Raw genomic sequence first — 24,360 nt, 5'->3', positions numbered from 1 at the left:
AACACAACAAACAAATTTCGTTCGCTATTTCTTTGTGCGACAAGCAGCATTTGCGCTCCCTGCCATTATCTCTTAGGAAAGGCCACATTGCCTCTCACTCCCCTCTTTGCACCTTGCTGCGCAAGCGTCCACGATTTGCTTGGCTTGCCGCAAGCTGGCGATGTCTGTTTTCGAGAGAGCTACATCGCGGGGCAACGAACCTTTTTCCAGCAAAACTTCATCCATATACACGGCCAAAAGCTCCAGTATTTTCCCTTCCATATACATACGGCGGATTTCCGCGCGGTACGGGCAGCGCATGATTTCGTGGAGGATACGCTTGACGAGCGGCGTCATTTTCCGGTTGTCGTACAGCTTGTCGCGCGCTGCCATTCGGCTCCACTGCGCTTCCAGGCGGGGAATCGGCCACGCCTGCACGAGCTTGGGGCACGTCCAGCTTGACAGTCAAACAACGAAAGTGGCGCTCCGCTGCGAAACGACACGTGCTGCTCGTCTCTGCCCTCCCGAATGCGATCACCTCACCGGGTGCGATGCCATGGTCCAGATGGGTGTCGTTCGAGCTCCAAAGCAAATTTTCATCCAGTCGTCCCGCTCCGTGCTCTTCATGCCAAACTCTTCTCGGAAAACAATGTCGCAGATCATCACGTCCACCATGGCATTCAGGCTCGTCCGCTGCCAGTAGCCTGTGCCGACCTGCTCCGGGAGAACGACGGTTTGCTGGAACGATTCGTTCCGATAGAGAGCATTCAGGTTGCGAGCGCACAATGCTTGTCTACTACATTCTCGACCGCATACCAGTGTGCTGCTTGGTTCATACGCTTGTTTTCACCTCTGCGCTGGTTGTCTTGTCTGTTCAGAAAAAAAAAGCTGCTCGTCTTGCTGCAAAACGGCCCTGCTCTTGCTTGGAACGCTTGAGAGCGCGTGGGGGCGCATAGGAACGCTTGGCAACGCCAATAACCCCGCCGCTTGGACGGGATTATCGTCTGTTTTAGTTCACCCGCCAGCCCTCCGCTTCCTGCTGCAAGCTCCACAAATTGGCATACAGTCCGGCTTTGGCGACAAGCTCGCTGTGGGTTCCTTCTTCTGCGAGGCGGCCTTGGTCCAGCACGATGATTTTATCCGCGTTTTGGCTCGTCTTCAGGCGATGCGCGACAGGATGACCGTTTTGCTTTTGACCAGCTCGTTGATCGCCTGCTGCGACGTGCTCGGCCAGCCGCACCCGGAGCTGGCAAAAAATCTGGAACGCCGCGACGTGCGAGCACATCAGCCCGACGTACAGCGCGAGCAATGCCCCGACCAGAGCGAGAAAAGCGACAACGCCCCAATACACGACCAGCTCCCGGTCGATGCCGGCAGGACTTTGCGCGTTTCTGAGCAGCTCCTCGACAATTTTGTACACCGCCACAAAAGGGGCGATTTGCAGCAGGCTGGAGAGGACGGAAAAGATGCTGGCAGCGATCAACAGCCCTTTTTTCTCTCCGGCGATTTTCAACAGACCAGACATCTCCGACTTCGTACTCACAAAAGCAGCACTCCTTTCTCTTAAAGGACAGATTGGTAGGAACGATAATCATTATGACCAACATCTGAAAAACAGGACCCGCTCCCCAACTCGTTCGTGAGAAAACGGGTCCTTGCGACTTGCTTCGATTGCCTACTCCGAATGCTTTGTCGCCAGCACAGTTGTTGCAGGGGCGCTTTTGGCTTTGGTTACAAGCATCGTAATCGCCATCACCAGCACGACTACAGAGACGACGCCAAAAGGCAGATGCTTTTCCAACTGGTACAAGCTTGTGCTCAAAATCGGGGCAATGACAGCGGAAACTCCTTGCACGGCTCCCACCAGTCCGGCTACTCCCCCCTGCTGCTCACGCGAGACAGCAAGGGACGCGCCAGCCATGAAGCCGGGCATCATCAGCCCGGTGCCTACGCCAAACAGGAAGAAGGCTATGTAAAAACCGACGGCATGGATCACAAACAAAAACAGCGACGTTCCGGCAATCACCAGCAAGGAGCCGACCAAAATCAGCGAGCGCGGCTGCCATTTCGGATTTTTCATCTGCACTCCTTGGGTGAAGATCATCGCGATCCCGCTCAGCATCATCCCGAACGACAGCATCCGGGCCGTTTCCGTTGTCGTCAGTGACAACTGATCCTGGAAGTAAAACCCGCCGACGACCTGCAACGTGACGATGCTCATCATCGTAGCCAGTCCAGCGAACAAATACAGCCGCAAGCCTTTTTGGAACGGGTTCAGCTTGGGGGCTTTTTCCGTGACGATTGGCTTGTGCGGCGGAATCAACAGCAGCACGACGGCAAACGCGATGAGCGGCAGCAGCGCGCCGATGTACAGCGGCCAGATCAAGCCGATGAGCGCAAACACCCCGGCGATCGCAGGCCCCATCACCAGCCCCATGCCATTCGCGGCCCCGATCAGCGCCATCCCCGACGCCCGGCCTTTTTCATCGGTCACATCCGCCATGTACGCTTGCGCCGACGATGGAACGGCAGGAATAAACATCCCGACCATCCCGCGCGCCACGATGAGCAGCGTCACCAGCAGGCCGCCGCCGATGAGGTTCGCCAGCCCCGCATACATCGTGAGCGTAAACAACACGTAGCTGACGAACATCCCCAAAAAGCCAATCAAAATAACCGGCTTTCTCCCTTTTGTATCGCTCCATCTCCCCCACACTGGCGCCATGACAGCCATCGCGACAGAGCCCAGAGAAATGATTAACCCTGAATGCGTCTCACTCAGTCCTAATTCGCGAATCAATGGCGGCATGACGGGAGCGATAATCATCAAGCCGACCATTGCGACGAAAACGCTGAAAAAAATACTGACACGTACTCGTCCCATATTCTCTCTACTCCTTTCGTAACGTGCTGTCATCATCTTATGGAAAAATCGCCGGGCGCCACCACCTAAAGACGGAGCGAAACTACTGCAAAACGGATTTTTCTGTCGCAAATGCCATTCCACGGACTGGGGCGAGAACGGCGATTCATCTGGACCGCCGGACGGTACGCAACTTCCCGGCGCGTGCTATCGCGCTGTTTCGCTGCTGAAACGGCGGTCGTTCGCCCTGACTGTCCTGCCCGGAAATCAGGCAGTACGCTTTTTACTGCCCCCCAGCCATTACTGGCGCTGCAAAATCTGGTTGCCCAGCTTGTCCAAAAGCTGCATCCGCCCGATCGCGGTGAAGGAATAGTTGTAGTTATCGACCTGGCTGATCTTGTAGACATGGCCGTTTTGCACCGCTTTGAGCCCTTTCCAGACGTTGCTGTCGCTCATTTTGTGCTCGCTGCTTTCCATCAGCAGCAAGTGATCCGGGTTCAAGGAAGACAGCGCTTCCAGGCTGAGTTCCATTCCGCCCCAATGCTCGGGCTTGGGGATACCTGTCGCCCGCTTTAGCCCGAAATCGTCGTAGAGCAGTTCGGCCAGGCTTTGCGGATACGTCTCGAGGATCGCGAACGTTTCTTCCTTGACGACGGGCGCGAGCTTCTGCTTCCATTCCTCCGCCTTTTTTGCGTACTCGCCCAGCCACTGGTCTTTTTTCTCCTGCTCTCCGAACAGGTCTGCCAAAAAGTTCAAACGATTGCGCCACTCATAATAAGGATGCGGAACCTGGACAGTCGGAGCGATTTTGGACAGTTGCTCGTACGAATCTTCGTTAAACAGCGCCCCCAATAAAATCAAGTCCGGCTCCACGGCCATAACGGCTTCCAGACTGATCGGCTCTCCGTACCAGCCGAGATTGACGACATCTTTGTCCAATCGATCCGCGATGGTCGGAGAAAACTGTTTGCGGTTGCCGTAATCGACGTTGCCGGATGCGATTGGCTCTATCCCCAGCAAAAGCAGTTCCTCCGTCGAGCCGGAAAGGTCGGCGATTCGCTTCGGCTTCACCGGAATGCTTATGACATCCCCGTTCGGGTTCACGATCTCTTTGCGCGCGGATGCGCTCTCTCCCCCGCTTGCTTGCGGACTACCGCAGCCTGCCAAGAGCAAAGCCAGGCAACCCACTGCGGCCAAGGCCCTCGCCAGTTTCTTCATCTCTCTTTTGCCCTCCTTATGATGTACTTTTGGTTCGCGGTTCGCTGGTTCGCTGCGCGAGGCGAAAACCCCGATCACGAACTACTTTCTCACACTCGCCTGCGGCCCGGACAGTCAAATCGGGAGGAACACGATACAAAAACGGATTTTGTTGCGCACAGGGATGCCCTCAGCAAAAAAAACACCAGCTCGATTGGCTGGTGTCTTTGGGACTTGGCTTGCGATTGTTGATGCCTCTGGACTTTGCTTGCGCCCGCCCTGCTGGCACAGTCGTTTCATCCAGAGGCGATGTCGAACCTAAATCTGCTGCGGCACTTTCATAAATTCTTTTTCGTTCAAATAAACCGTCTCGGCGTACAAGCGCAACGAGCTTGCCCAATGCTGCCTGTATGCCTCCCACTCCTGCTCGTCAAAGCGCGGGTCAAGCAACAGCGAGAGCGGAATTTTCAGGTTCAGCAGCCTTCCGCTTATCAAAAACCGGGTGACGCCCGCTGGCATGACGTGTCCTTGGGTTACGATTGTTTCGATTTCTTCCATCGTATAGGGGCGATAGCGCAGGCAAACCATGTCTGCTTCGGGCAGCACGTTCATCCCGTGTGGAATCCGGCGGACGGGATAGCTGCTGCTGTACGATTGGACAATTTGTTGCCACAGCCGCAGTCTATGCGTGCTGCCTGCGCCGTCCTCGCTTGCCGATACATAGTTTTTGCTGCCGTCTGCATAGACGATTGTAGCGATGTGCGCTTGCTCCCCCAGCTGCTCTTCCTTCCATAAAAAGGCGTCATGCTGGAGCAGCCCATTCAGCCATGGCCCGAACGGAACCAGATGTGCCCATGCCTCCAACTGGTAATCGGCATCTGTTACGACTTGCACAGGAATCCGGCGGCAGCCGATTTTTTGCAAGGCGGCCGTGCGGTGTGCTCCGTCCAAAATCAGGTATCTGCCGTCCTGCATGCGCCTGGCTATCGGCGGGTGAAGCAGCATCCCTTGCTGCGAGATCGACTGGCACGTGTCGTCCAATCGGTTTGGCTCATGGTCTTCGTGCAGGCAGACCTGATCGCTGTCAACGACCTGGATGGAAGACAAAACATGGTTCACTCTTTTATTCCTCCTCAAGCTAGAATGCCGGCTTGCTCCACATAAATGTGGTTAGGGTGCGGATGGCTGAGAAAATCGTGGTGGGAAATCGCCCACCCGTACGCTCCTGCATACTGGAAGCAGATGATGTCGCCTACCCGCAGCGACGGTACAAACACGTCGCTCGCCAGCACGTCTTTTGGCGTGCAAAGCTGGCCGACTACGGTAAGCGGGCCATTTTCATGCCGCGTGCGCTCGTACGGGTACTCCCATTTTTCCGTCGGAATGACCGTAAACGGATGGCTGTGCTGCCACGAGGACGGGAGGCGGAACTGATGGGTCCCGCCGCGGATGATGGCGTATGTTTTCCCGTGATTTTGCTTGATATCCAGCACTTCTGCCGCATAGTAGCCGGAAGCGGCGGTCAAGTAACGGCCGCATTCGAACAAGACGTGCCGGACCGGAAGCGCAGCGCTGTCCAATAGCGCGGACAAGCCCTGCACAAAGGCCGGCCAGTCAAACTGCTGCTGCAAATCCGCGTAGTTGACCCCGATCCCGCCCCCGGCGTTCAGGTACGAAATGTCCAGGTCAAACAGCGCCTGCCACTTGGCTACGATCTGCAAATAGTACGCGACAAGCTCGACGTGCTTGCCCGCATCCAGATTGTTGGACAGCGAGTGGAAATGGAAGCCTTGCAGCTTCACGCCCTCCAGCGCAAGCGCGAGGCGGATCGCCTCCGGTACGAGCGACTCGTCGATTCCGAACTGCGTCGGCCGCCCCGCCATGGCAAGCGTCGCGGAAGGAAACGGCCCGCGCAAGTTCACCCGCAGCAAAATCGGGACCGTCACCCCGTGTTTTCGCGCCAAAACGTCCACGCGCCGCAATTCGTTGAGACTCTCGACGTGAATCAGGCTGACGCGCTGCCGAATGGCTCCCTCGATCTCTTCATTTGTCTTGCCCGGGCCGCCAAACAAAATCGGAACGTCCGCAGATACCGCCCGCACTTTGTCAACCTCGCCGAGCGAAGCGACTTCGAAGCCGCGCACGTAAGGCAGGAGCGCGCGCAAAATTTGCGGCTCGGAGTTGGCCTTGATCGCGTAAAAAAGCTGGCATACGGCTGGCAGCGATTCTGCCCTCGACGCGACATGGCTTCTCAGGTGATCCAGATCGTAGAGATAGGCGCAAAAAGGCTTGGCGCTGCTCTGTTGTGTCCGCTTGATATACTCGATGACTCGACTCATAGCCTCTCTCCCTTTTCCTTGCGTTGCTGCTCTTTGTCGCGCATCGTGCCGAGCTGATGGCGCAGCGCCCGAAACGCGATGCCCCGCTCATCGCCCAGCACGTAGGCGCGAACGCCTTTTTCGAACCATTCGTCCATGTCCTCTGCTGCGCGCGGAATGGCGCAGTACGGCACGCCACGGCTGACAGCGGCTGCCTGCACGGATTGCAGCGCGGTTTTGACCAGCTCGCCGCGCGTGTCCCACGGCCTGCCGTACGATTGGGACAGATCCGCCGCTCCTTCCAGCACCATGTCAATGCCTGGCACATCCAAAATGTCCGTGATCCGCTCGACGCCTGCCCTGCTCTCGATCATCGGGACGACCATGATTTCCGCATTGGCCCGCTCCAAATAAAGAACGAGGTCGTTTTTGCCAAACGCGCCAGGCCGTCCGCTGTTCAGGCTCCGCGTACCGAGCGGATAGTAGCGGCTGCTGCGGACGATTTGCTCGGCCTGCTCTCTGCTCTCGACATGCGGCACGACGATTCCTTGCGCGCCGCTGTCCAATGCCCGCAAAATCGTGCCGGGCAACGCATCCGCCACGCGCACCAACGGGGTAATTTGCGCAGCTTCCGCGGCCCGGATCATGTTTTCCAACGTCTCCGGATTGACGAGGACGTGCTCGGTGTCAATGATGACGAAATCGTATTCGGCGCAGCCGATCATCTCGACGACGACCGGCGCTGGTATCGAGCAAAACAGCCCGTACACGGTTTTGCCTTCGCGCAGCTTGCGTTTCAGTGTATTTTCCTTCAGCAATGCCTCTCTTCTCCTTTTCGTTTTTAACGGTGCGACTTGCTGTCGGCCAAAGGATTCGGCACTTTGTGCACGCGCAGCTCCGTGTCCGGGAACAGCCTGCGTTTGGCCAGTTGCTCGACCTCAATCGCAGGAGCAAACAAGTCGAAAAGCGAGAAGCGCTCCGCCAGATGCGGATGACGCTGTTGATACGCTTCCAGCACGTGGCGCACCAGCCCCCAGAAGCGCTTTTCGGAAAAGCCGAAAGCATCTGCCATCAGCAGCGCGAGTTCGCCCATATTAATGAAGAAAAAGGCATCGTGCATAAAGTCGCGAACCAGGGCGAGATCGTCGGTTTCAATAAACGAGTTGCGGTTCACGCGGGCGTGATAGGCTGGTGTGCCGAGCAAAGCCGGGCAGCTTTCCGGTGCCTGAAGATGCTTTTTCGAAAAGCGGATGCCGTCGTGAAAGTCTTTCAGCGCTACGCGTACAGGCATGCCTTCCCGGTGGAGCAGCACCATGTTTTGCGCGTGCGATTCCAGCGCGATTCCGTGCGCGTAGAGCATGTGCGCGATCGGCAGGACGCTTGCCTCAAACAGCCGCATAAGCCATGCCTCTGCCCCGTAGCGCTCGATCCACGGTGCGATCAGCGGGCGGCCGTTGCCATCGAGGGAGCAAAGTCCGTTGAAGGGCAGCGCCTGCTCGCCGGGTTCCAGGTACGGATGCAAGCTCTCCCGCCAGATGCAACCGAGCACGCCGTACGTTTTCGCCTGCACGAGCGCCGCATGCGGCGGGGCGTCGTACGCAATTCCCATCCGTTCACGCAAGAGCACGACGCGGGCTTCGTCCCGCAAAAACGCATCCGACTGGACGATTCCGTGCAGCCAGTCGGAGATGACCGGAGCATTCGCGACCGTGTGCGGAGCGAGAATCCGCCCTGTCGACGTGTTGATGAGGCTCATCGCCAGTTTCACGTAAGCTTTGCGCGGGGCGCTGACATTTGCCAGCGTGCGGATGGACTGCTGCGCCCGATAAGCGTCTTGTGCCGGACCAAGCAAAATCACGCGGTTGTTGCGCAAATCTTCCAGAAGAGCCGTAGTCGCGATGTTTTTCCACTGCCATGGATGGACCGGGACAAACCAATAGTTTTGCGGATCAAGCCCCCTGTCGCAAATCACTTGGGAAAACGCGGCAACCTGCTGCTCGCCCAGCTCTTCTTGGAGCAGGCGCTCATACTCCAGTTGCGCCGAGATGGCGAAACGGGTGTGCTTTTTCGCTACCGCGAGCCAGAGCAAGGTCAGCTCCTCTTTGAACTCGGGACCGTATTGGTAATTGTCGGCGTAGTCAAAGCCGATTCGCGATTTATAGCTCGGATGGTACGGATGTCCGTCCATAATCTCGGCTTCCAGCGCGTCGTAATCGCGCAAGGAAAAGGAGCTGCCCTGCAACTGGCGCTCGTACTGGGCCAGCGTGTCCTTGAGCTGCGTATGCTCCAGCTCGTGGATGAACGCGGTCAAGCGGCCTTCATCTGCTCCGGTCGCGTGGCGCACCTCCAGCAAAAATTGGGCGAGCGACTGGGCCTCTGCGCTCTTTTCTTCGGCTACCCGCAAGATCGGGCCGTCGGACAGACGGATGCGCCCGAAGGTGAAGCGGCGCTGCCCGCGGCAAATGTAGGTGACAGCCTTGCCCTCTTCTGTCTGCCCGGCGATGCGGAACACTGTTTCGCTGCCGTCCTCATTGGTGACGGCCGGAATTACGCCTTCGTAGAGCAACGCTTCGAGCAACTGGCGAAAAATTCTTCGCCGCACCCGAACGTATTGCTCGGACTGGATCGCGGCTTCCACGGTGGCAGCCTGCTTGGCAAAATCGTTTGGGGCTTGTGTCTGCTTCATACTTTCCTCCTCGATTGCGCCAGCGGATTAGGAACGGGGACGTAGAGCGGTCTTTCCCCGCGCCGCTGGAAGCTGCTGATTAAGTTCGCTTTGGCGGGCAGCGTCTCCGACTCCAGCAAGTTTTCGAGCAACGCCTGTGCCTCGGGGAAAAAGTCGGCGGAGCGGATCACGTCTCCCACGATGTGCCACAGCTTTTCCTCCGGAACCGAGCTGCCATGCGCCAACGTGCAGACGAGATGCCCGACATGGTTGACGATGACGTAATATTGGAAGCGGCTCCACGCTTCTTCCTCTGCATACAGAACCGGGCTGTTTTCGCTCAGGCAGCGGCCGAACATGTCTTGCTCGCGGGCGCGCTCCCGACTGATGCTGACGCCTTCCAGATCGCGCACGTAAAAATGGACGGGCCAGCCGTCGCGCAAAGCGACCATCGAGTTTTGCACGTGCGCCTCCATGCTGACCCCGTGCCGCACAAACAGGCGCAATAGCGGCACGAGTGATATGTCGAGATACTGCCTCAGCCACTTGTCCAGCCACGCGGACAACGCAAGATGCGGCTGCTTTTTCGCCGACTCCCGCACCGCGTCCATGATCGGCGGCCACACGGAATGAGGCGGTTCCTCCAACGCGGACGCGACGACGATTGGCACGTCCTGATCCAGCGGAAGCACGACGGGATTTTCCCGAAAAATCGCCGCGAAGCTCTCGATCAGCTTTTCTTGTTCTTCCGGCGTTGCCGCTTGCGGCGCAATCGTGCGGTACCCTGCTTCCTGCAAAATCGTAAAGGCTTTGTCCTGCACCACGGGAGCCAGTTTTGCCATGACGCGGCTGGCGTCCATCGTTCGCTCCAACTGATCGAGCGGATTGACCCGAATGAAATTCGTGATCCTGACGTTTAACGGCAGCTTGAAAAAATAAGCGTGATTCGGGTCCCAGACTGTTCGAACGGACGAAGTCGGATACACCTTGGCTCCAAGCGGCCCGAGATCGACAAGCAAGCCGCTTTCCAGGAGACTCTGCACGCTCGGCCAGCTTTTTACGTGCTCGGCCTGCCACGGATGGCACGGCAGCAGACGGTATGACTGCTGCGCTGCCGTCAGCTTGCTTTTGGCCGCTTCGCTCACCGCCGCCGGAATCCAGTCGTGGGCATGCGGCTGGTCCGTCAAGCTCACTTCCCGGACAATCTCGGGCGCGCACGCGAAGTAATGCAGGACAAAGGAAGCGCCCAGCTCCGGCGCGTACCGCGTCATGTCGTCCGCCGTAAAGCCTTGCGAGCTTTTCGGCGTCGGGTGAAACGGATGGCCGTACACCATCGCCTGTTCAGCGGCAAAAAACCGTTCGATTCCCTCCCGCAGCATCAGGGCGCGCCCTTCTCGCAAGCTGTACTCCACGTATGTGTTCGTCTTTTGCACGGAATTTTCGACCTGCACGAGCAACGTCTGGACCAGCTCCGTTTTCGGCAGCGAAGGCGGCGCCGACTCTGCCAGCTCGTGCAGCAGCGCGGAAGCCAGTGTGCTTGCCGTCAAAACGGGCGTGAGCTCCTTTTCCTGTCCTCCTGCCTGCCGCAGCCAGAACGAATGACCGTACCGATGATGGCCGAAAGCCGAAAAATAGGTGAGCGAACCGACGATTTCCACCGCGGTCGCGGGCAGCTTCACTCGCATCGGCAAACCTTCTGCCTGCAGGTGCGAGACGATGTCCGGCGGCAAGTCGGCGAGCGCACCGTCCTCTGCGCGCACGGTCGGGTCGACCACCCCTGTCTCTCGCAAAAACGCGTTGAAAAGACGCTCGATTGCTGCTGTCTCAGCCTGATTACGTCTGTTTGTCACGGTGTCTAGTGTCACTCATTCTTCACCTCTTTGGGATGATAAGGTAGTGCAGCGTGGGCCAGCCGCTGGCGGGGAGCCGTGAGCGCAAGCCAGCCCGCTGCGCTCAAAAACGCCAGCCCCATCGCCGCGAACGCCCATTCCAGCGGAAGCAGGGCACCGAATCCGGCTCCCAGCAACGAACCGATGATTTGGCCGATGGTCAGCGTAGAGTTCGCCAGTCCGATGTAGACGCCGCGGCGATTCTCCGCAGATTCTAGCGTGACCACGAGAAAGATCGACTGCACGAGCGCAGCGAAGCAAAAGCCTTGCAGCGCCCGAAGCGGCAACAGCCAGATGACGTCAGCCGGCCACGTTTGCAAAACGATGCTGACGCCGCAGCCAAGCAGGGCCACGCACACATTTTTTTCGATGCGCTTCCTGTCGTTGCGCCGCCCCCACCACGGAGCGGCGAGAAAAGTCGCACTCCAGGTCACGGCCTGTAGCACCCCCACCCAGGAAGCCGCGTACGCGCTCCCGACGATTCCTTCCACGTGGGGCGCAAAGATCGCGACCAGGCCGTACACGCCAAACTGGGCGAGCATTCCGGCTACGAGCATGTTGCGGATTCGGGGGTGACGCAGCATCTCCTGGGACGCATGGGCAATCGGCAGCTTTTCGCGACTCTCGAGGTTCCTGCCGCTCGCTGGCTCTTGCAAGACCACTGCCGCCGCTACACTGCACAGCGCAGTGAACAGTGCGCTCCACAAAATCATCGTCGCAAGCCCGAACCATTCGGAGAGCAGCCCGCCGATGAGCGGACCTGTCAGCGAGCCTGCGGCCGTCGCGCTTTGCAGATTGCCCAGGGCGCGGCCTTTCGTCCCTTCGCTCGCCTGTGCCCCGGCAAAAGCGGCGGCGGCATCGACGACACCGCCAAAAGCGCCTTGCAGCAGCCGCGCCAATACAAACACGAGCGGCGAGCTTGCCAGCCCCATCCAAAGTAAACTGATGGATATACCAGCCAATGCACGCACAACCATCCACTTTTTCCCTACCTGATCGCCGTATCTTCCCCAGAGCGGAGAAAACAGGCACATCGTCACCGCCGGAGCGGCCAGCGCCACACCCGTCCAGATCCGGTTTGCTTCGGGAAGGGTTGCGCCCAGCTCCGCCATGTAAAAAGGGAGCAACGGAACGATGATGGTCAAGCTGCACGTAGAGAAAAACTGCCCCGCCCACAAAATCCGAAAGCTGCGGGCAAACGAAGTCGCGCTACTCATCTGCCGCTTCGAGCTGCCTCAACGGATTGCTGGTGCTGCCTACCCCGGCAGGCATGCTCCCTCCGCCGGAATCGGTGCGCTGCAACAGCGGCGTCAAGAGCAGGCGAATCGGCCATGTATCCGCCTCCAGCAGTTGCGTCTTCCAGACGTCTCGCGCTTGCTCCGGCAGCCCCTCTTCACCCAGCGATTCGCGCACGACTGACATGATTACGCGCCAGAAGGCAGCTTCCTCGATGGCGTAAGCGGTCATCAAGGCATCCGCAATGGCATATAGGTTGACCTGCACCCCGAGCGTCTGAAAATAGGAGAGTAGCTTCTCCGGCGTCTCGTTGATGAGGCTGTTCGGCGTGCCGGGCTTGATGCGATAGGCCGGCTCTTGCAAGCCTGCCGCCGCAAGCCACGGCAAATGCAGCCGGATCGTGTCGTGGTCGCGCAGCAAAAGCCCGGTTGTCTGGTGGTCGCGCACGATCAAAAGCACATTTTGCCCGTGAATTTCCGGCATGATCCCGTAGCAAAACAAGCGCAGCGACGTGTCGATCAGCATGTGGCAAATTTCCCGGAACAATTGCAAAACTTCCGCCACACCTGCGTCTTCCCCGTAGCGTGCCTGCAGCCATGCGGCAAACACCGGGTTTTTCCCCTGCGGATCGACGACGGCCAGGCCGGACATCGGGATCAATTGTACAGCATCGTCACGGAGCAGATCGGCGGGGTATTCGCGAATCAGGCACGCCAGATGTCCAGGCTTATCCGCAAACGGATCGGCCGCCGCATCATGGTACCCCCACCAGTTCGTTTCGTCGCACAGGCGCAGCCGTTGTCTCAGCCGCTCGTCTTTTTCCGCGACGCTCACAAGCAATTGCTGCCCCTTCGCTCCGTTGTGCAAATAGCGCGGCGGCAACAATCGCAGTGCGCCCAAGGAATATATGCCGATCGGCACCTTGACGTGATAGCGTTGGCGGCCTGCGGGAACCAGCGCCCGCACGGATGAAGTCGGACGGAACGCGCCCAATCCCCGGACGACAGGCACGCATATGCGCTGCGCCAGCTCTTCGCGGTAAAAGGCGGGCAAGACGTGGTCCGTCTGCCATGGATGAACAGGCATCAGCAAGTAGCGCTGCTCGTCAATTCCCGCTTCGCGTGCCGCCTGACGCAAGCGCGCTTTTTCTGCTTCGGCCAGAATAAAGTCGGCGACATCCTGCGCGGTACTCGCCTGGACGTAGTCGCGGCGGACAGCGAGCCAATCCAGCCCGAACGCTCGCCCATACTCGGCGCTGTACGTGCGGTAGTCCTCGTCGCTCCAGCCTCTTTTCGCCCGTGACGTCGGGTGGAAGGGGCGGTCCCGCATGGCGGAGAAGCGCTCGGCTTGCAGAAGGGCTGCGTCGTCGCTTTTTTGTTCGCTCTGTTCCAGACTGGTGCTGGCCTGCATGGACAAAGCCGTATGGCGAATCGAATCTCGCAATTCCTGTTGAAAGTCTTGCAAATTGGGCATGCTTGCCTGCCGCTCAACCGCAGAGAGCGCATCGGCGAACCGTTGCATGAACGAGATCGGGGTCAGCTCCTGCACGCTGTTTGCCCGCTGATCGACCAGCACGGCGGGCAGCCTGCTTAGTTTGTACGGCTGGATAAACGGCGCGGCTTTGACGCGAACGACCAGGCTGCGCTCATCGCCGAGCGGAAGGCGCAAGTACTGCTCGCCCTCGCCAAGCTCGCTGCACTCGTGCGCGGCAGGCCCCGGCCACGTGCGCTCGATGCGTGCCCGATCGAGCAATCCGGCCAAATTTTCCTGCAACAGCGCATTGATGAGGTCGCAAAAAACAAGTTGCTCGGCCCTGTGCAAAAGCGGGTGCTCTTTTTCCAGCAAATCAGCTTCCATCACTAGCTTCTCTCCTCTCGCTCCGTTACAGAGGCAGCCGGGTTCCTACGTTTTCTGCCACCGCTTTTTGGTAGATTTCATAGGCACTCGAAATATCTTCGACCGCCATCCCCATCGGATTCAAGAGAATGATCTCTTCTGCGGATTCGCGACCCGCTTTTTTCCCCAGCAAAATTTCTCCCAGCTCCGCGTGCAGTTGCTCGCGGGAAAACGTTCCTTCCAGCACGAGCTGGTTAATCACTTTTTTCTCCCGGTTCGACTGATCCCAGTCGTCTACCACGACTTTGTCTGCCTTGAGAAATACTTCTTTATGTACATCCATAATCGAGATGTTGCTGACAAACGCTCCTTTTTGCAGCCACTCAAACGGAATGTACGGCTGGTCGACCACCGTGCACGTAATGACGACTTCCCCCGCACGCACCGCCTGCTCGGCGCTCGTAGCGATGACGACCTCCACAGCCGGCGCTTTCTCGCGCAATTGGTCGGCCAATCGGCGAGCCGCATCGCTATTTAAGTCAAACAAATAGATCGACGTAATCTGCGGGAACTGCTCGAGCATGGAGCGAAGCTGTGTGCTGGCGATGACGCCGCAACCCATGCACGCTACCGTCTGAAAATCTTTTTTGGCGAGATAGCGCGCCCCGATCACGGTAACGGCAGCCGTACGCATCGCGCTAATCAGGCTCGTTTCCATGACGGCAATCGGATAATTGCTGACCGGGTCGTTCAGGATGATTAATCCGCTGGCCCGCTCCAGTCCCCGCTTGCTCGGGTTGTCGTGCTTGCTGCCAATCCATTTCAGCCCGGAGACAGGCGCTTCGCCGCCGACATAAGCCGGCATCGCGATGATCCGGTCGGCAATATGGCCGTTTGCTTCATTGACACGCAAGTACGGCTTCAGCGGCTGGACAAAATCGCCTTTTGCATGCAGCTCCAGCGCCCGCGACACGGCCGTGACGTACAGATCGGAGGAATCGCCTCCCAGATGGGCAATATCAGACTTGGACAAATACAAGATAGATGGTTGAGTGGACATCGTATGTTTTCGCTCCTTTTTGTGCCTTTATACCGTTTATACCGTTACGGCTGGCTTGTTCAGTTTTTCGACCCAGGCTTCGTCGTACACACTGTCGAGATAGCGCTCGCCTCTGTCCGGCAAGATCGTCACGACGCGCGAACCGGCAGGCAAGGTGGCAATGATTTTTTGAATCGCCGTGATGACAGAGCCGGACGAGCCTCCGGCAAAAATGCCTTCGGCGGCGAGCAGCTCCCGGCACCCGCGCACGGATTCGCTGTCATTGACAAAAATGACGTCGTCGATTTCCTCCCGCCTGAACAGCTCGGGAACGCGGCTCGAACCGATGCCGGGCAGCTCGCGCGGCGCAGGTGGCGCTCCGAAAATGACCGAACCGACAGCATCTACCGCGATCACTTTCAGATTCGGGTTCGCTTCCCGCAGTCTTCTCGCGGTGCCGAGAATGCTTCCCGTCGTGCTTACAGCCATGACGAGGTAGTCGACTTTGCCGCCTGTCTGCTCCACGATTTCGCTCGCAGTACCGTGGTAGTACGCCTTCCAGTTGTTTTCATTCGCGTATTGGTTGATCCAATAGGCATTCGGTATCGTTGCCACCAGTTCTTTTACGCGCTTGATCCGCGTTTTCAAATAGCCGCCCTGATCGTCAGGCTCCTGCACCATTTCAATGTTGGCGCCAAGCTGCTTGATGATCGTCAGGTTCGTCTTCGTGATTTTGGAATCGACGACGCACGTAAACGCAAGTCCGTACACCCGCGCGATCATGGAAATGGCAATCCCGAGATTTCCCGAGGTGCTCTCGATCAAATGCGTGTCTTTATGGATGGTGCCGTCTCGCAATCCTTGCTCGATGATGTAACGCGCTGGTCGATCTTTCATGCTCCCGCCGGGATTCATCAGCTCCAGCTTGGCGAAAACTTCAACCTCGTGCTGCGCGAACAGACGGCTCAGCTTGACCAAAGGTGTATGACCTACGCACGAAACAATAGAATCAGAAGCGGTCCTTCTTTCACCAGTTACTTCCAGGTTAGATCGAATCACCACAGGCACCTTCTCCCTTTCCTCTTGCGACAATGATAATCATTATCGTTATATAAATGTTGCAAATACATGATATTTGATAATGATTCTTAATGTCAATTGGGAAAATGGTATTTTTTTCTTCCAAGATTCGACGTCTTTCTCCCTGTTTGGACAACTGCCTGGAACACGCCAAAGAAGCCCTTTTTCTGCGCGTATCAAGGGCTGCCCTCCCCGTTTTCTATTCCCGCCGACCTACTTTCATTGTCGAAAAAGATGTCTTTCGCAACAAATCCGCTCGAAAAAATGTATGACGCTTGTCGCTGATTTATTTGATTCATAAAATAAATTCACTCCTACTGGACTACTTCTGGCTTCTGCTCCTATCGTTTTGTGCCACGGCAAGCCAGTCTGTCCGCCCCTTCCCCTCAGCCGCCGAGGAAAACAGGCACGCAAAAACCGCCGCTTGCCAAAAAACCACGGATATGGGCGATGTCTCTTCTGCTGGGTCAGCTTGATGCCCACTCCTTGTTGTATGTAGCGAATCGCGCCTGCATTCCATCGTTTTTTCACGGGCAAAAAGAAGAGGCCCTCTCTCAACGGCCTCTTCTTTTTGCTGTTTTCCTTGTCGAAATTACTTGCACGTATAGGGTGGTTTTGGCGGAGGTGTCACTACTGGCAGCGGCACTTGCTGATCTTGCAAAACTTTCAGGCCGAGATTCAGGACGATTTTCTCGCGCACATGGGAAAAAGCATGCTCGGCGGCTTTCACTTTTTTCAAGTCTTGCCCGATGTCCAGCTCGGTAAATTCGGAGTACACCAGCTCGCAGTACGGCTTTTCGTTGTACACCTGGCGATTTCCGAACAATCCCAGGTTCAACTTCGCACCTGTTCCTCCTTTGTTGCCGAGTTCGCCCGAGGAAGAAAAGTCAGGGGTAAGCTGCAAGGATGGCCCGCCCGCAGGGAATGTAATTCCCACGCAAAAATCGAACGGTATCATGGCAGAAATGTGCCGAATGTCTCCGCAAACTGCGCTTCCGGACACGCGATCGGCAGTGGCGTACTCGATGTTTTTGCGGATGAAGCCGCTCCCAAACAGTTTTGCCACGTACGGATTGAATGTCGGCACAAGCTCGCACTGTTCGAGGATGACGCTTTTCCACGCGCGAATGATTTCCAGCGCCGGCTTTTCCAGTTGAATATCTGCTTCCACACAAACGACGACGGAGATTTCGGCCAATGTCACGGGCACCTTGATCGTCTTCGGAAAAAGGGCCGCTTCCGTGCTGGAGCCGAACACGCGCACGTTTTCCACGCCGCAGGATTGCGGGCTCGGCTTGCCGTGCTCGTGCTCCTTGTCAGGCTTGTGCTTGTGCTCATGCTCGCATTTGCAGTCATGCTCGTCTTTGTGTTTGTGCTTATGCTCGTGTTTGTGCTTGTATTTGTCTTTTTCCTTGTCTTTGTGGTCGTGCTTGTCCTTGTGCTTGTCATCATCGCAATAGTATTCAATTTTGAACTTGCCTTCTTTTGACTCGCTGTGTTTTCCCACTTTGTTTATCGCCTCCTTTGTCCATACATGGCCTTACCATTCATTGTATGGCCTGGACTGCGCAAAGGACTTGGCTGTTGTCGAGCGTGATTTACCCATTTTTTCCTTTTGTACTTTCCGTTTCCATCCGTTTTTATTTACCTAAGCAACAATCCGGCATGCCTGTATGTACAGCCCGGACATGCCAAGTGTGCATCTGCCTGTCAACGTGTCCATACGTGGACGGGCATCCCGTTCTTTCGGCCCTCTGTCTCCTGCCTGCTATTGATCGCCAAAAGATGCGCTCACACTTGGCCCAGTCCGCGCAGCGGAACCAACTGCTTGCGAAACCACCAGATTCGCCCGCTTACGATCGCCACCCCTTTGTAATCGCGTACGCTCGCACCGTGCTTCATAAACGGCTCGGACATGAGGCTCACTTTCCAATCCCCGGTCTCGATCCATTTCTCCGGCAAGGACAACGGGCTGCTGTCGAGCAGCAGGCTCGCTTCTGCTTTTTCCTGGGCAACGGGAGGGCGCAGCACGGTTGAAGTAAAGGGAAGGCGCAGCGTCTCATGCGCGACTTTGCCCGCCTCTCCCGTCGTGCCAAAGGCGGTCAGCTCAAATTCGCCACGGACCCAGACCACGCGCCCCTTGTCCTCATAGCGCGCTTCCTGCACATCCATCACGATCTGCGGGTGCAGCTCCCACCACTCCTGCTTCCAGCACGCCTGGATCGGGTGTACCCAGTTCACTTCCCACACCTCTTCGAGCACAGACACTTGCACATAAGCGCGGTCTGCCTGTTCGGCGTAGGAAACATCGGCAAACACCACCTGGTTGTTCCCGGTGTTCGCCTGTTGCCTCGGCATGGGCTGTTGTTGCGAAAGCCTAGCGACTGCGGTATCGGGAGCAGGTTCAAGTTCAGGCGCGCCCCTGACCTCGCCCCTGGCTTCGGCAGGCTCCTGTCCAGTTACGTCGTGCAGCTCATCGGCATCCGCTTGCTCCCATGCCTCTGCGGGAGGACGAGCGGCAGCCGTCCGCTGGCGTTGCGGCTTGGTCCATGGCGATTTGACCCATGGGGACTTGCTCCAGGGCGACTTTTTGCCGACAGGCTTCCCTGCCCTTCGCTCTTGTCTGGCCTGGACGCGGACGAGAGGGGCTTTGCTTTTTGCCAGCTTGCTTCCTCTCGGCCGCAGCGGCGGATGCTTGTCAGCCAGCTCCTGCTTCGCCAGTTGCTGCTTCACGCGCAAAAACGTTTGCTGGGGGCTTTTGGGGGCGCGCTTTAGTTCTCCGTGGTTTAAAAAAGGCGGCTTTTTCGCGGACGCTCGTTTCGGTTGGGGGACAGCCATTTGCAACCTCCTTTCTTTCGTTGGGTCAACGTTTTCTCTTCGCTATATTCATACGCCCGACCGCCCCCTTTTGGCATAGTCGTCTGTCCTCGTAGGCGGCGCTTGCTGCGAAAGCTTGGCTTCCTTCCCTACTGGCGGAGCCTGCGCGGCGCGGATGTCGGCCTGCTGTTTTTCGATCCGCGCATCCATGCACCCATGCGCACCAAAAAACTCATGCCTTTTTCGGCATGAGCTTCTGGTCTGTCTGTTTTTCGGTCAGGACATACTGGCAGCATTTGCCTCCCTCGGCCATGCAGTCGGTTCTCACCACGTCAGCGTCCGGAAGCAGCGCGGCGAACATGCGCAGCTCGCACTGGCACGCCTGCCGATAGCAGTCGGCTACGCGGGCGATCGGGCAATTCGTCTCGCGAAACAAATAGACGCCCTCTGCCCGTTTTTCCAGCTTGACCATGTAGCCGTCGTCATTTTGAAGCTGCGCCAGCGTTTGCAGCCGTTCCTCAAACGACTGATTCGCCATCTTTTCCCGATATTTTTGCGCCGTCCGCTCCATCCGCCGCTCGAACAGCGCATGCACGAGCGAATCGCCAAACAGGTCGCCCATATCGCCAAGCAGCTCCACAGCCAAGCCTTCGTACTCCGTCGGAAACAAGCGCTCGGCCCGTGGCGTCAGTTGGTACACGAACACGGGCCTGCCAACCTGCCGGCGCATGATCTGGGCGTCGAGATAGCGCTCCCGGTGCAGCACATCCAAATGCTTGCGCACCGCGACTTTCGTAATCCGCAAATGCTCCGCCAGCTCCTGGACGCTGACCGTCCCGTGCTTTTTCATGTACAACAATAGCTTTTGCCGGGTGGTCGGTTCGCGAAAAGCCGCTGCTCCCATCCCCACGGTTTACCTCATGGCCTCGTTGTAGCGCCGGTTGACCTCTTCCCAATCGATGACGTTCCACCAGGAGGACACGAAATCCGGCCGCTTGTTTTGGTACTGCAAATAGTAGGCGTGCTCCCAGACGTCCACGACCAAAATCGGCGTTTTCTTTTCCATGAACGGCGTATCCTGATTCGGCGTGCTCGTCACTTCCAGCTTGTCCCCGTCGACGACCAGCCAGCCCCAGCCGGAGCCGAAGCGGCTGATGGCGGCTTTCGTCAGCTCTTCCTTCATTTGCGCAAAGCTGCCAAAGTGCTTGTCGATACCCTTGGCGATGTCCCCGCGCGGCTTTCCGCCGCCCGTTGGACTCATGATCGACCAGTACAGGCTGTGACTGTAGTGGCCGCCGCCGTGATTGCGGACCGCTGTGCGAATTTCTTCCGGCAAATCGTTCAAGTGACAGATAAGCTCCTCCACCGTAGCGTTCTGGAACTGGGGGTAGTTTTCCAGAGCCTTGTTCAGATTGGCGACATAGGTAGCATGGTGTTTCCCGTGATGAATTTCCATCGTTTTGGCATCCAGATACGGCTCCAGTTCATCGTAGGCATACGGCAATTGTGGCAATGTAAAAGCTCCCATTGGAAAATTCCTCCTGTTCAGTGGATTACAAGGACAGTGTACAAGAAGAAAAATATTTTGTACATACCCAAAAATGTTTCCTTTGGTAAACTTAATTGCCAAATCGTTTATTGTGTTGTAGAATAAACTCAATCTTTCCTGAACGAAACAATTTTTCTGCAGGGAAAATTCTGTTCTCTTGCCCCTTTTGACGAGGGGTCGTTTGCATACTCCTAATCAGGAGGGAATTTCTGTTCATGACCGACTCTATCCAGCCACAAGCGCATTATTCCGTTTTTCAGCCACTCGTCGAGCTGGCTAACGGAAAATGCTTCGGATACGAAGCTCTGCTACGCTGCTCATCCGGCGCTTCGCCTGAGCGGCTTTTCCAGACGGCCCGCCAAAGCGGCCGCCTGTACGAGTTGGACACGACTGCCATGCGCGGAGCTGTATTTGCCTACTTTGCCGAAGTGTCTCAAGCGCAGCACGCGCCTTATTTGTTTCTCAATGTGTTTCCTTCGACCTTGCTGCATCCGGGTTTTTGCGCCTTGCTTGAGGAGATGCTGGCCGCGCATCCCGCCTGCTGCCAGCGCATCGTGCTGGAGATCAACGAGGCGACAGAGGAAGACAAGATGTGGGACATTCGGCTTCTCGGGCAAAAAATTCGCGACTTGCGCGCATACGGCTATTTGATCGCGCTTGATGATGTAGGCTCCGGTGCTGCATCTTTGCGAAAAATCGTGGAGTACGAGCCAGACATCGTGAAGCTGGACCGCTACTTTGGCAACCAGTTGGCTCTCAGCCCCAACAAGCAAAAGCTCGTCTCCCTGTTCGTCGACTTTTGCCGGGGCCAATCCCATCTCGTGCTGGAAGGCTTGGAGGAACCCGACGATCTGGCGACGGCAAAAACATTGGGCGTCCCCCTCGGCCAAGGATTTTTGCTCGGGCGGCCAAGGGCGCTTTGTGAAGCGGTTTATTTGGGGGGAGTGTGAGGGTTTGGACGTGGAAGAAGCCCGTTACCGGGGAGGTACGGGCTTTTAGTCTTCTTTCTGCGAGGCAAAATTTTATTCTCCCGTTTCGGCGAATCTCTTGATCCGGGAACCGATTTCATCGCGAATCCGCTGAAATTCCGCCCATTCTTTTCCGGCAGGATCGTCAAATCCCCAATGAACCCGTTTCACATGCGGCGGTGTGATCGGGCAAGCGGAATCCGCGTGATGGCAAAGCGTCACGACAAGGTCCGCTTTGTTTAAAATGGCCGGATCTATCACATCTGAGGTGTGATCGGACATGTCGATTCCGACTTCTTGCATCGCTCGCACAGCATTTGGATTGATACCGTGCGCTTCGATCCCGGCTGAAAACACATTCCAGGCGTGGCCCAAGTATTTCTTTCCCCATGCTTCGGCCATTTGGCTCCGGCAAGAGTTCCCTGTGCACAAGAAGTAAATCGTTTTTTTGTTTTCCATCCTGTCCTCCCCTTTTCAACTTTTATGTGTTAGCAAAATATTTTCGGCGCAACCATAATGAGACGTTAACCAAGGCGATCATCACAGGCACTTCCACAAGCGGGCCGATAACTGCTGCAAACGCTGCGCCTGAATGAATCCCAAACACACCGATGGCTACGGCGATTGCCAACTCAAAGTTATTGCTGCCTGCTGTAAACGCTAAGGTCGCCGTAACCGGATAAGCGGCACCGATCTTCCTCCCCATGTAAAAAGCAAGAAAGAACATCACGAAAAAGTAAATCAGCAAAGGAATCGCAATGCGAACGACGTCTACAGGTACGCTGACGATGCTTTCCCCTTTCATCGAAAACATGACGATGACGGTAAAAAGCAAGGCAACCAACGTGAGCGGACTTAGTTTGGGCAGAAATACTTTTTCATACCATTCCCTGCCCTTTGCTTTGACCAGACCAAAACGCGTCAGCATCCCGGCAAGAAACGGAATCCCCAAGTACAGGAGCACCGATTTTGCCACGTCCGCCATGGTAAACGTCACCATCGCTCCCTGGATGCCCAGCCATTCCGGAATGAGCGTGAGAAACACATACGCGTATATGGAGAAGAAGAGCACCTGGAACACCGAATTGAATGCCACCAGCGCAGCCGCGTATTCTGTATCCCCTTTGGCGAGGTCATTCCACACAATGACCATCGCAATACAACGGGCCAAGCCAATCACAATCAGCCCTGCCATGTATTCTGGCTGATCGGCCAAGAAAATGACGGCCAGCAAAAACATCAGGATCGGACCAATCACCCAGTTTTGAAGCAGCGACAGGAAAAGAACTTTTTTGTCCTTCCCAATACGAGCCATTTCCTCGTATCGAACTTTTGCCAACGGGGGATACATCATCAAAATCAGGCCGATGGCAAGCGGGATCGAGGTGGTGCCCATCTGGAAACGGTGCAAACTATTCGTAAAACCCGGTATGAACGTCCCTGCCAAAATGCCGACTGCCATCGCAAGAAAAATCCAGAGGGTCAAGAAACGGTCTAACAACGATAATGGCTTCATGAAATACTCCTTTTTGGCTTAGCAACACGAAACTGTATCCCGCGCTGTATTTTCCTCTACACAGCAAGCTACTTGTTTCGTATAGCGGAGGTCGCTGTCAGCCTTTGTGTAAAAAAACTCCCATTCGTTTCCGTCCGGATCGGTGATCCAAAATTTGTCCTGGACAGCATAGCAGCAGGTCGTATCCAGTTCGTCACGCACCAGGATGCCTTCCTTTTCCAACCGTTCCTTGTGAAGAGCGATCTCTTCTGCGCGTTCCACCTGGAAGCCGAAGTGATTCACCTGGTTACCGCGAATCGCGTCCCGAACATTCAAGGTAAAGTTTAGCCCTGGGCTTTCCAGCAAAAACTTCGCATAATCGCCCTTGACCTTTACAGGCTTCACCCCAAACATTTTCTGGTAAAATTCAACTGATTTCGCCAAATGCGAAACATTGATTCCAACGTGCGCATACTTCATTTCTGATTCCTCCCCTGATTCAAAAGTCATTCATCAAAAAAAATTGATGTAAGGATCAAAAAAAATTAGCAGCAGCTTCCTTTTCCGGCTTTCCTGAAGATGCAACAAAGCTCTTCCGATAGCAGGTGATTCACTTCCTCATCATTCAAATCGTAGTAACTCCATGTTCCTTTTGTCTCTTTTGTAATCAGATTGGCGTCCAGCAAAACTTTGAGATGGTACGAGAGCTTGGATTGCGGCATGTCAAAAACTTCCGTAAGGTCGCAGACGCACGTTTTCCCTCGCTGGCACAGCTCATACATAATTTCTAATCGTCTCTGATCGGCGAGCGCTTTGAATTTCTTCTCATACTGCTCCAACTTTTGTTTCAGATTGTTCATGGAAGATGACCTCATTCATCAATTTTTTTTGATATATAGATTATAGGCATGATGTGCAAGGAAATGCAATCGTTGATTCCTTTGGCGGTTTTGCGCGAGATCAGAGGGAGGACAGGCTGAATCCCAGACCGAAAATGCCGTTCCCCTCTCCTGAGCTGTACGCGAGCTGCAGTTCGGGAAAACACCCTCGACCGGGCGTGAGGTGGATGGGAAGGGAAAAGGAAAACGTTCCGGTAAACTCATGCTGCGCAAAGGTTTCGCCCATTCCCTGGATGGCGCCTCCCCCTTTTGGCAGCGAGATGTGGCTGGTCGTTATTTTACTGGACATGGCTTGTTTCGCGGCTGCAACTCAACGGATCTCATTTCTGTACCGCGCTTCCTTCCTGTTCAGAGTGGATTTTTCGTCGAAACGAGACAAAACCAACAGCGAATCGTGAGGAAAGTTTGTACGCAAAGTGTATTTCAGTAAAATTTGCCATAAATTTCAACATTCTTTTTTTCTGTAGCGGAAACTTTTGTCATGGTTAGCGGCTAGACGGCGTCGTCGCCATCTCGTGCCGTTTTACCCG

25 protein-coding genes are annotated in these 24,360 nt (G+C 56.2%); 1 reads left to right on the top strand and 24 read right to left on the bottom strand.

All coding sequences use genetic code 11. The features are described from left to right. Positions 1–72: 72 nt before the first annotated feature. From AC27IT_RS00340 to AC27IT_RS00250, 19 genes are all read right to left on the bottom strand, one after another. On the bottom strand, positions 73–417 hold the full coding sequence (locus tag AC27IT_RS00340; RefSeq protein ID WP_235694714.1) for a hypothetical protein: 345 nt from the start codon (positions 415–417) through the stop codon (positions 73–75). Positions 418–513: 96 nt separating this feature from the next. Next, complete coding sequence (locus AC27IT_RS00335) at positions 514–765, bottom strand: hypothetical protein (protein WP_197186585.1); 252 nt, start codon at positions 763–765, stop codon at positions 514–516. A 223-nt stretch (positions 766–988) separates the two neighbouring features. Next, positions 989–1,522, bottom strand: coding sequence for a transporter (locus tag AC27IT_RS00330; RefSeq protein WP_327944682.1), 534 nt, complete (start codon positions 1,520–1,522; stop codon positions 989–991). A 132-nt stretch (positions 1,523–1,654) separates the two neighbouring features. Further along, entirely contained in the window at positions 1,655–2,863 is a 1,209-nt protein-coding gene (locus tag AC27IT_RS00325; RefSeq protein ID WP_026557178.1) for an MFS transporter, read from the bottom strand. Positions 2,864–3,142: 279 nt separating this feature from the next. Next, positions 3,143–4,060, bottom strand: a complete 918-nt coding sequence (locus tag AC27IT_RS00320) for an ABC transporter substrate-binding protein (RefSeq protein ID WP_327944681.1) — start codon at positions 4,058–4,060, stop codon at positions 3,143–3,145. A gap of 297 nt (positions 4,061–4,357) precedes the next feature. Further along, positions 4,358–5,158: a ParB N-terminal domain-containing protein gene (locus tag AC27IT_RS00315; protein ID WP_327944680.1), complete on the bottom strand. Its 801-nt coding sequence runs from the start codon at positions 5,156–5,158 to the stop codon at positions 4,358–4,360. Positions 5,159–5,172: 14 nt separating this feature from the next. Continuing rightward, positions 5,173–6,378 carry a type III PLP-dependent enzyme gene (locus tag AC27IT_RS00310; RefSeq protein ID WP_487091414.1) on the bottom strand — a complete coding sequence of 402 codons (1,206 nt, stop codon included), beginning with the start codon at positions 6,376–6,378 and terminating at the stop codon, positions 5,173–5,175. Next, a complete protein-coding gene (locus AC27IT_RS00305; protein ID WP_487091412.1) occupies positions 6,375–7,175 on the bottom strand; it encodes an HpcH/HpaI aldolase family protein in 801 nt (266 codons plus the stop codon). The genes AC27IT_RS00310 and AC27IT_RS00305 overlap by 4 nt, the downstream gene beginning before the upstream one ends. Before the next feature lie 23 nt (positions 7,176–7,198). Next, a complete protein-coding gene (locus AC27IT_RS00300) occupies positions 7,199–9,043 on the bottom strand; it encodes an IucA/IucC family protein (RefSeq protein ID WP_327944678.1) in 1,845 nt (614 codons plus the stop codon). After that, positions 9,040–10,887 (bottom strand): IucA/IucC family protein, encoded by a 1,848-nt coding sequence (locus tag AC27IT_RS00295; RefSeq protein ID WP_327944677.1) that lies wholly within the window; start codon positions 10,885–10,887, stop codon positions 9,040–9,042. Before AC27IT_RS00295 ends, AC27IT_RS00300 begins: the two co-directional genes overlap by 4 nt. Further along, a complete protein-coding gene (locus tag AC27IT_RS00290; RefSeq protein ID WP_429791053.1) occupies positions 10,884–12,128 on the bottom strand; it encodes an MFS transporter in 1,245 nt (414 codons plus the stop codon). Before AC27IT_RS00290 ends, AC27IT_RS00295 begins: the two co-directional genes overlap by 4 nt. Then, entirely contained in the window at positions 12,121–14,004 is a 1,884-nt protein-coding gene (locus AC27IT_RS00285) for an IucA/IucC family protein (RefSeq protein ID WP_327945305.1), read from the bottom strand. Before AC27IT_RS00285 ends, AC27IT_RS00290 begins: the two co-directional genes overlap by 8 nt. A gap of 25 nt (positions 14,005–14,029) precedes the next feature. Next, positions 14,030–15,043 (bottom strand): 2,3-diaminopropionate biosynthesis protein SbnB, encoded by a 1,014-nt coding sequence (gene sbnB / locus AC27IT_RS00280; protein WP_309478993.1) that lies wholly within the window; start codon positions 15,041–15,043, stop codon positions 14,030–14,032. A gap of 36 nt (positions 15,044–15,079) precedes the next feature. Then, positions 15,080–16,081 carry a 2,3-diaminopropionate biosynthesis protein SbnA gene (gene sbnA / locus AC27IT_RS00275; RefSeq protein ID WP_283857760.1) on the bottom strand — a complete coding sequence of 334 codons (1,002 nt, stop codon included), beginning with the start codon at positions 16,079–16,081 and terminating at the stop codon, positions 15,080–15,082. A gap of 613 nt (positions 16,082–16,694) precedes the next feature. Further along, on the bottom strand, positions 16,695–17,609 hold the full coding sequence (locus tag AC27IT_RS00270; RefSeq protein ID WP_487091407.1) for a CsxC family protein: 915 nt from the start codon (positions 17,607–17,609) through the stop codon (positions 16,695–16,697). Positions 17,610–17,893: 284 nt separating this feature from the next. Continuing rightward, complete coding sequence (locus AC27IT_RS00265; protein ID WP_429778056.1) at positions 17,894–18,940, bottom strand: hypothetical protein; 1,047 nt, start codon at positions 18,938–18,940, stop codon at positions 17,894–17,896. 48 nt (positions 18,941–18,988) lie between these two features. After that, positions 18,989–19,129 carry a hypothetical protein gene (locus AC27IT_RS00260; RefSeq protein ID WP_174435224.1) on the bottom strand — a complete coding sequence of 47 codons (141 nt, stop codon included), beginning with the start codon at positions 19,127–19,129 and terminating at the stop codon, positions 18,989–18,991. 22 nt (positions 19,130–19,151) lie between these two features. After that, positions 19,152–19,823, bottom strand: a complete 672-nt coding sequence (locus tag AC27IT_RS00255; RefSeq protein WP_025846704.1) for a helix-turn-helix transcriptional regulator — start codon at positions 19,821–19,823, stop codon at positions 19,152–19,154. A 9-nt stretch (positions 19,824–19,832) separates the two neighbouring features. Then, positions 19,833–20,447, bottom strand: a complete 615-nt coding sequence (locus AC27IT_RS00250; RefSeq protein ID WP_025846702.1) for a superoxide dismutase — start codon at positions 20,445–20,447, stop codon at positions 19,833–19,835. Between the two features lie 236 nt (positions 20,448–20,683). Here AC27IT_RS00250 and AC27IT_RS00245 point away from each other — a divergent pair, with 236 nt between their 5' ends. Beyond that, positions 20,684–21,418 (top strand): EAL domain-containing protein, encoded by a 735-nt coding sequence (locus tag AC27IT_RS00245; RefSeq protein WP_007787580.1) that lies wholly within the window; start codon positions 20,684–20,686, stop codon positions 21,416–21,418. A 72-nt stretch (positions 21,419–21,490) separates the two neighbouring features. Here the strand turns inward: AC27IT_RS00245 and arsC are convergent, their stop codons facing one another. From arsC to AC27IT_RS00220, 5 genes are all read right to left on the bottom strand, one after another. After that, positions 21,491–21,895, bottom strand: a complete 405-nt coding sequence (gene arsC, locus AC27IT_RS00240; RefSeq protein ID WP_005831906.1) for an arsenate reductase (thioredoxin) — start codon at positions 21,893–21,895, stop codon at positions 21,491–21,493. A 22-nt stretch (positions 21,896–21,917) separates the two neighbouring features. Next, positions 21,918–22,952: an ACR3 family arsenite efflux transporter gene (gene arsB / locus AC27IT_RS00235; RefSeq protein ID WP_005831904.1), complete on the bottom strand. Its 1,035-nt coding sequence runs from the start codon at positions 22,950–22,952 to the stop codon at positions 21,918–21,920. 18 nt (positions 22,953–22,970) lie between these two features. Further along, positions 22,971–23,411: an ArsI/CadI family heavy metal resistance metalloenzyme gene (locus AC27IT_RS00230; RefSeq protein WP_005831902.1), complete on the bottom strand. Its 441-nt coding sequence runs from the start codon at positions 23,409–23,411 to the stop codon at positions 22,971–22,973. Positions 23,412–23,476: 65 nt separating this feature from the next. After that, entirely contained in the window at positions 23,477–23,791 is a 315-nt protein-coding gene (gene arsR, locus AC27IT_RS00225) for an arsenical resistance operon transcriptional regulator ArsR (protein ID WP_005831900.1), read from the bottom strand. A gap of 100 nt (positions 23,792–23,891) precedes the next feature. Continuing rightward, positions 23,892–24,119 (bottom strand): SpvB/TcaC N-terminal domain-containing protein, encoded by a 228-nt coding sequence (locus AC27IT_RS00220; RefSeq protein WP_081414694.1) that lies wholly within the window; start codon positions 24,117–24,119, stop codon positions 23,892–23,894. Positions 24,120–24,360 lie beyond the last annotated feature (241 nt).

Source organism: Brevibacillus sp. YAE8, from assembly GCF_057543335.1.
The sequence above is the reverse complement of the archived record's forward strand: the minus strand, read 5'-3'. Positions and strand labels throughout refer to the sequence as shown.

What these genes read in the sequence shown, in the direction of transcription:
- AC27IT_RS00325 (WP_026557178.1), bottom strand. Translation starts at nt 2,863, where the DNA reads ATGGGACGAGTACGTGTCAGTATTTTTTTCAGCGTTTTCGTCGCAATG.
- AC27IT_RS00320 (WP_327944681.1), bottom strand. Translation starts at nt 4,060, where the DNA reads ATGAAGAAACTGGCGAGGGCCTTGGCCGCAGTGGGTTGCCTGGCTTTG.
- AC27IT_RS00310 (WP_487091414.1), bottom strand. Translation starts at nt 6,378, where the DNA reads ATGAGTCGAGTCATCGAGTATATCAAGCGGACACAACAGAGCAGCGCC.
- AC27IT_RS00300 (WP_327944678.1), bottom strand. Translation starts at nt 9,043, where the DNA reads ATGAAGCAGACACAAGCCCCAAACGATTTTGCCAAGCAGGCTGCCACC.
- AC27IT_RS00290 (WP_429791053.1), bottom strand. Translation starts at nt 12,128, where the DNA reads ATGAGTAGCGCGACTTCGTTTGCCCGCAGCTTTCGGATTTTGTGGGCG.
- AC27IT_RS00285 (WP_327945305.1), bottom strand. Translation starts at nt 14,004, where the DNA reads ATGGAAGCTGATTTGCTGGAAAAAGAGCACCCGCTTTTGCACAGGGCC.
- sbnB (WP_309478993.1), bottom strand. Translation starts at nt 15,043, where the DNA reads ATGTCCACTCAACCATCTATCTTGTATTTGTCCAAGTCTGATATTGCC.
- AC27IT_RS00265 (WP_429778056.1), bottom strand. Translation starts at nt 18,940, where the DNA reads ATGGCTGTCCCCCAACCGAAACGAGCGTCCGCGAAAAAGCCGCCTTTT.
- AC27IT_RS00260 (WP_174435224.1), bottom strand. Translation starts at nt 19,129, where the DNA reads ATGGATGCGCGGATCGAAAAACAGCAGGCCGACATCCGCGCCGCGCAG.
- AC27IT_RS00255 (WP_025846704.1), bottom strand. Translation starts at nt 19,823, where the DNA reads ATGGGAGCAGCGGCTTTTCGCGAACCGACCACCCGGCAAAAGCTATTG.
- AC27IT_RS00250 (WP_025846702.1), bottom strand. Translation starts at nt 20,447, where the DNA reads ATGGGAGCTTTTACATTGCCACAATTGCCGTATGCCTACGATGAACTG.
- AC27IT_RS00245 (WP_007787580.1), top strand. Translation starts at nt 20,684, where the DNA reads ATGACCGACTCTATCCAGCCACAAGCGCATTATTCCGTTTTTCAGCCA.
- arsC (WP_005831906.1), bottom strand. Translation starts at nt 21,895, where the DNA reads ATGGAAAACAAAAAAACGATTTACTTCTTGTGCACAGGGAACTCTTGC.
- arsB (WP_005831904.1), bottom strand. Translation starts at nt 22,952, where the DNA reads ATGAAGCCATTATCGTTGTTAGACCGTTTCTTGACCCTCTGGATTTTT.
- AC27IT_RS00230 (WP_005831902.1), bottom strand. Translation starts at nt 23,411, where the DNA reads ATGAAGTATGCGCACGTTGGAATCAATGTTTCGCATTTGGCGAAATCA.
- arsR (WP_005831900.1), bottom strand. Translation starts at nt 23,791, where the DNA reads ATGAACAATCTGAAACAAAAGTTGGAGCAGTATGAGAAGAAATTCAAA.
- AC27IT_RS00220 (WP_081414694.1), bottom strand. Translation starts at nt 24,119, where the DNA reads ATGTCCAGTAAAATAACGACCAGCCACATCTCGCTGCCAAAAGGGGGA.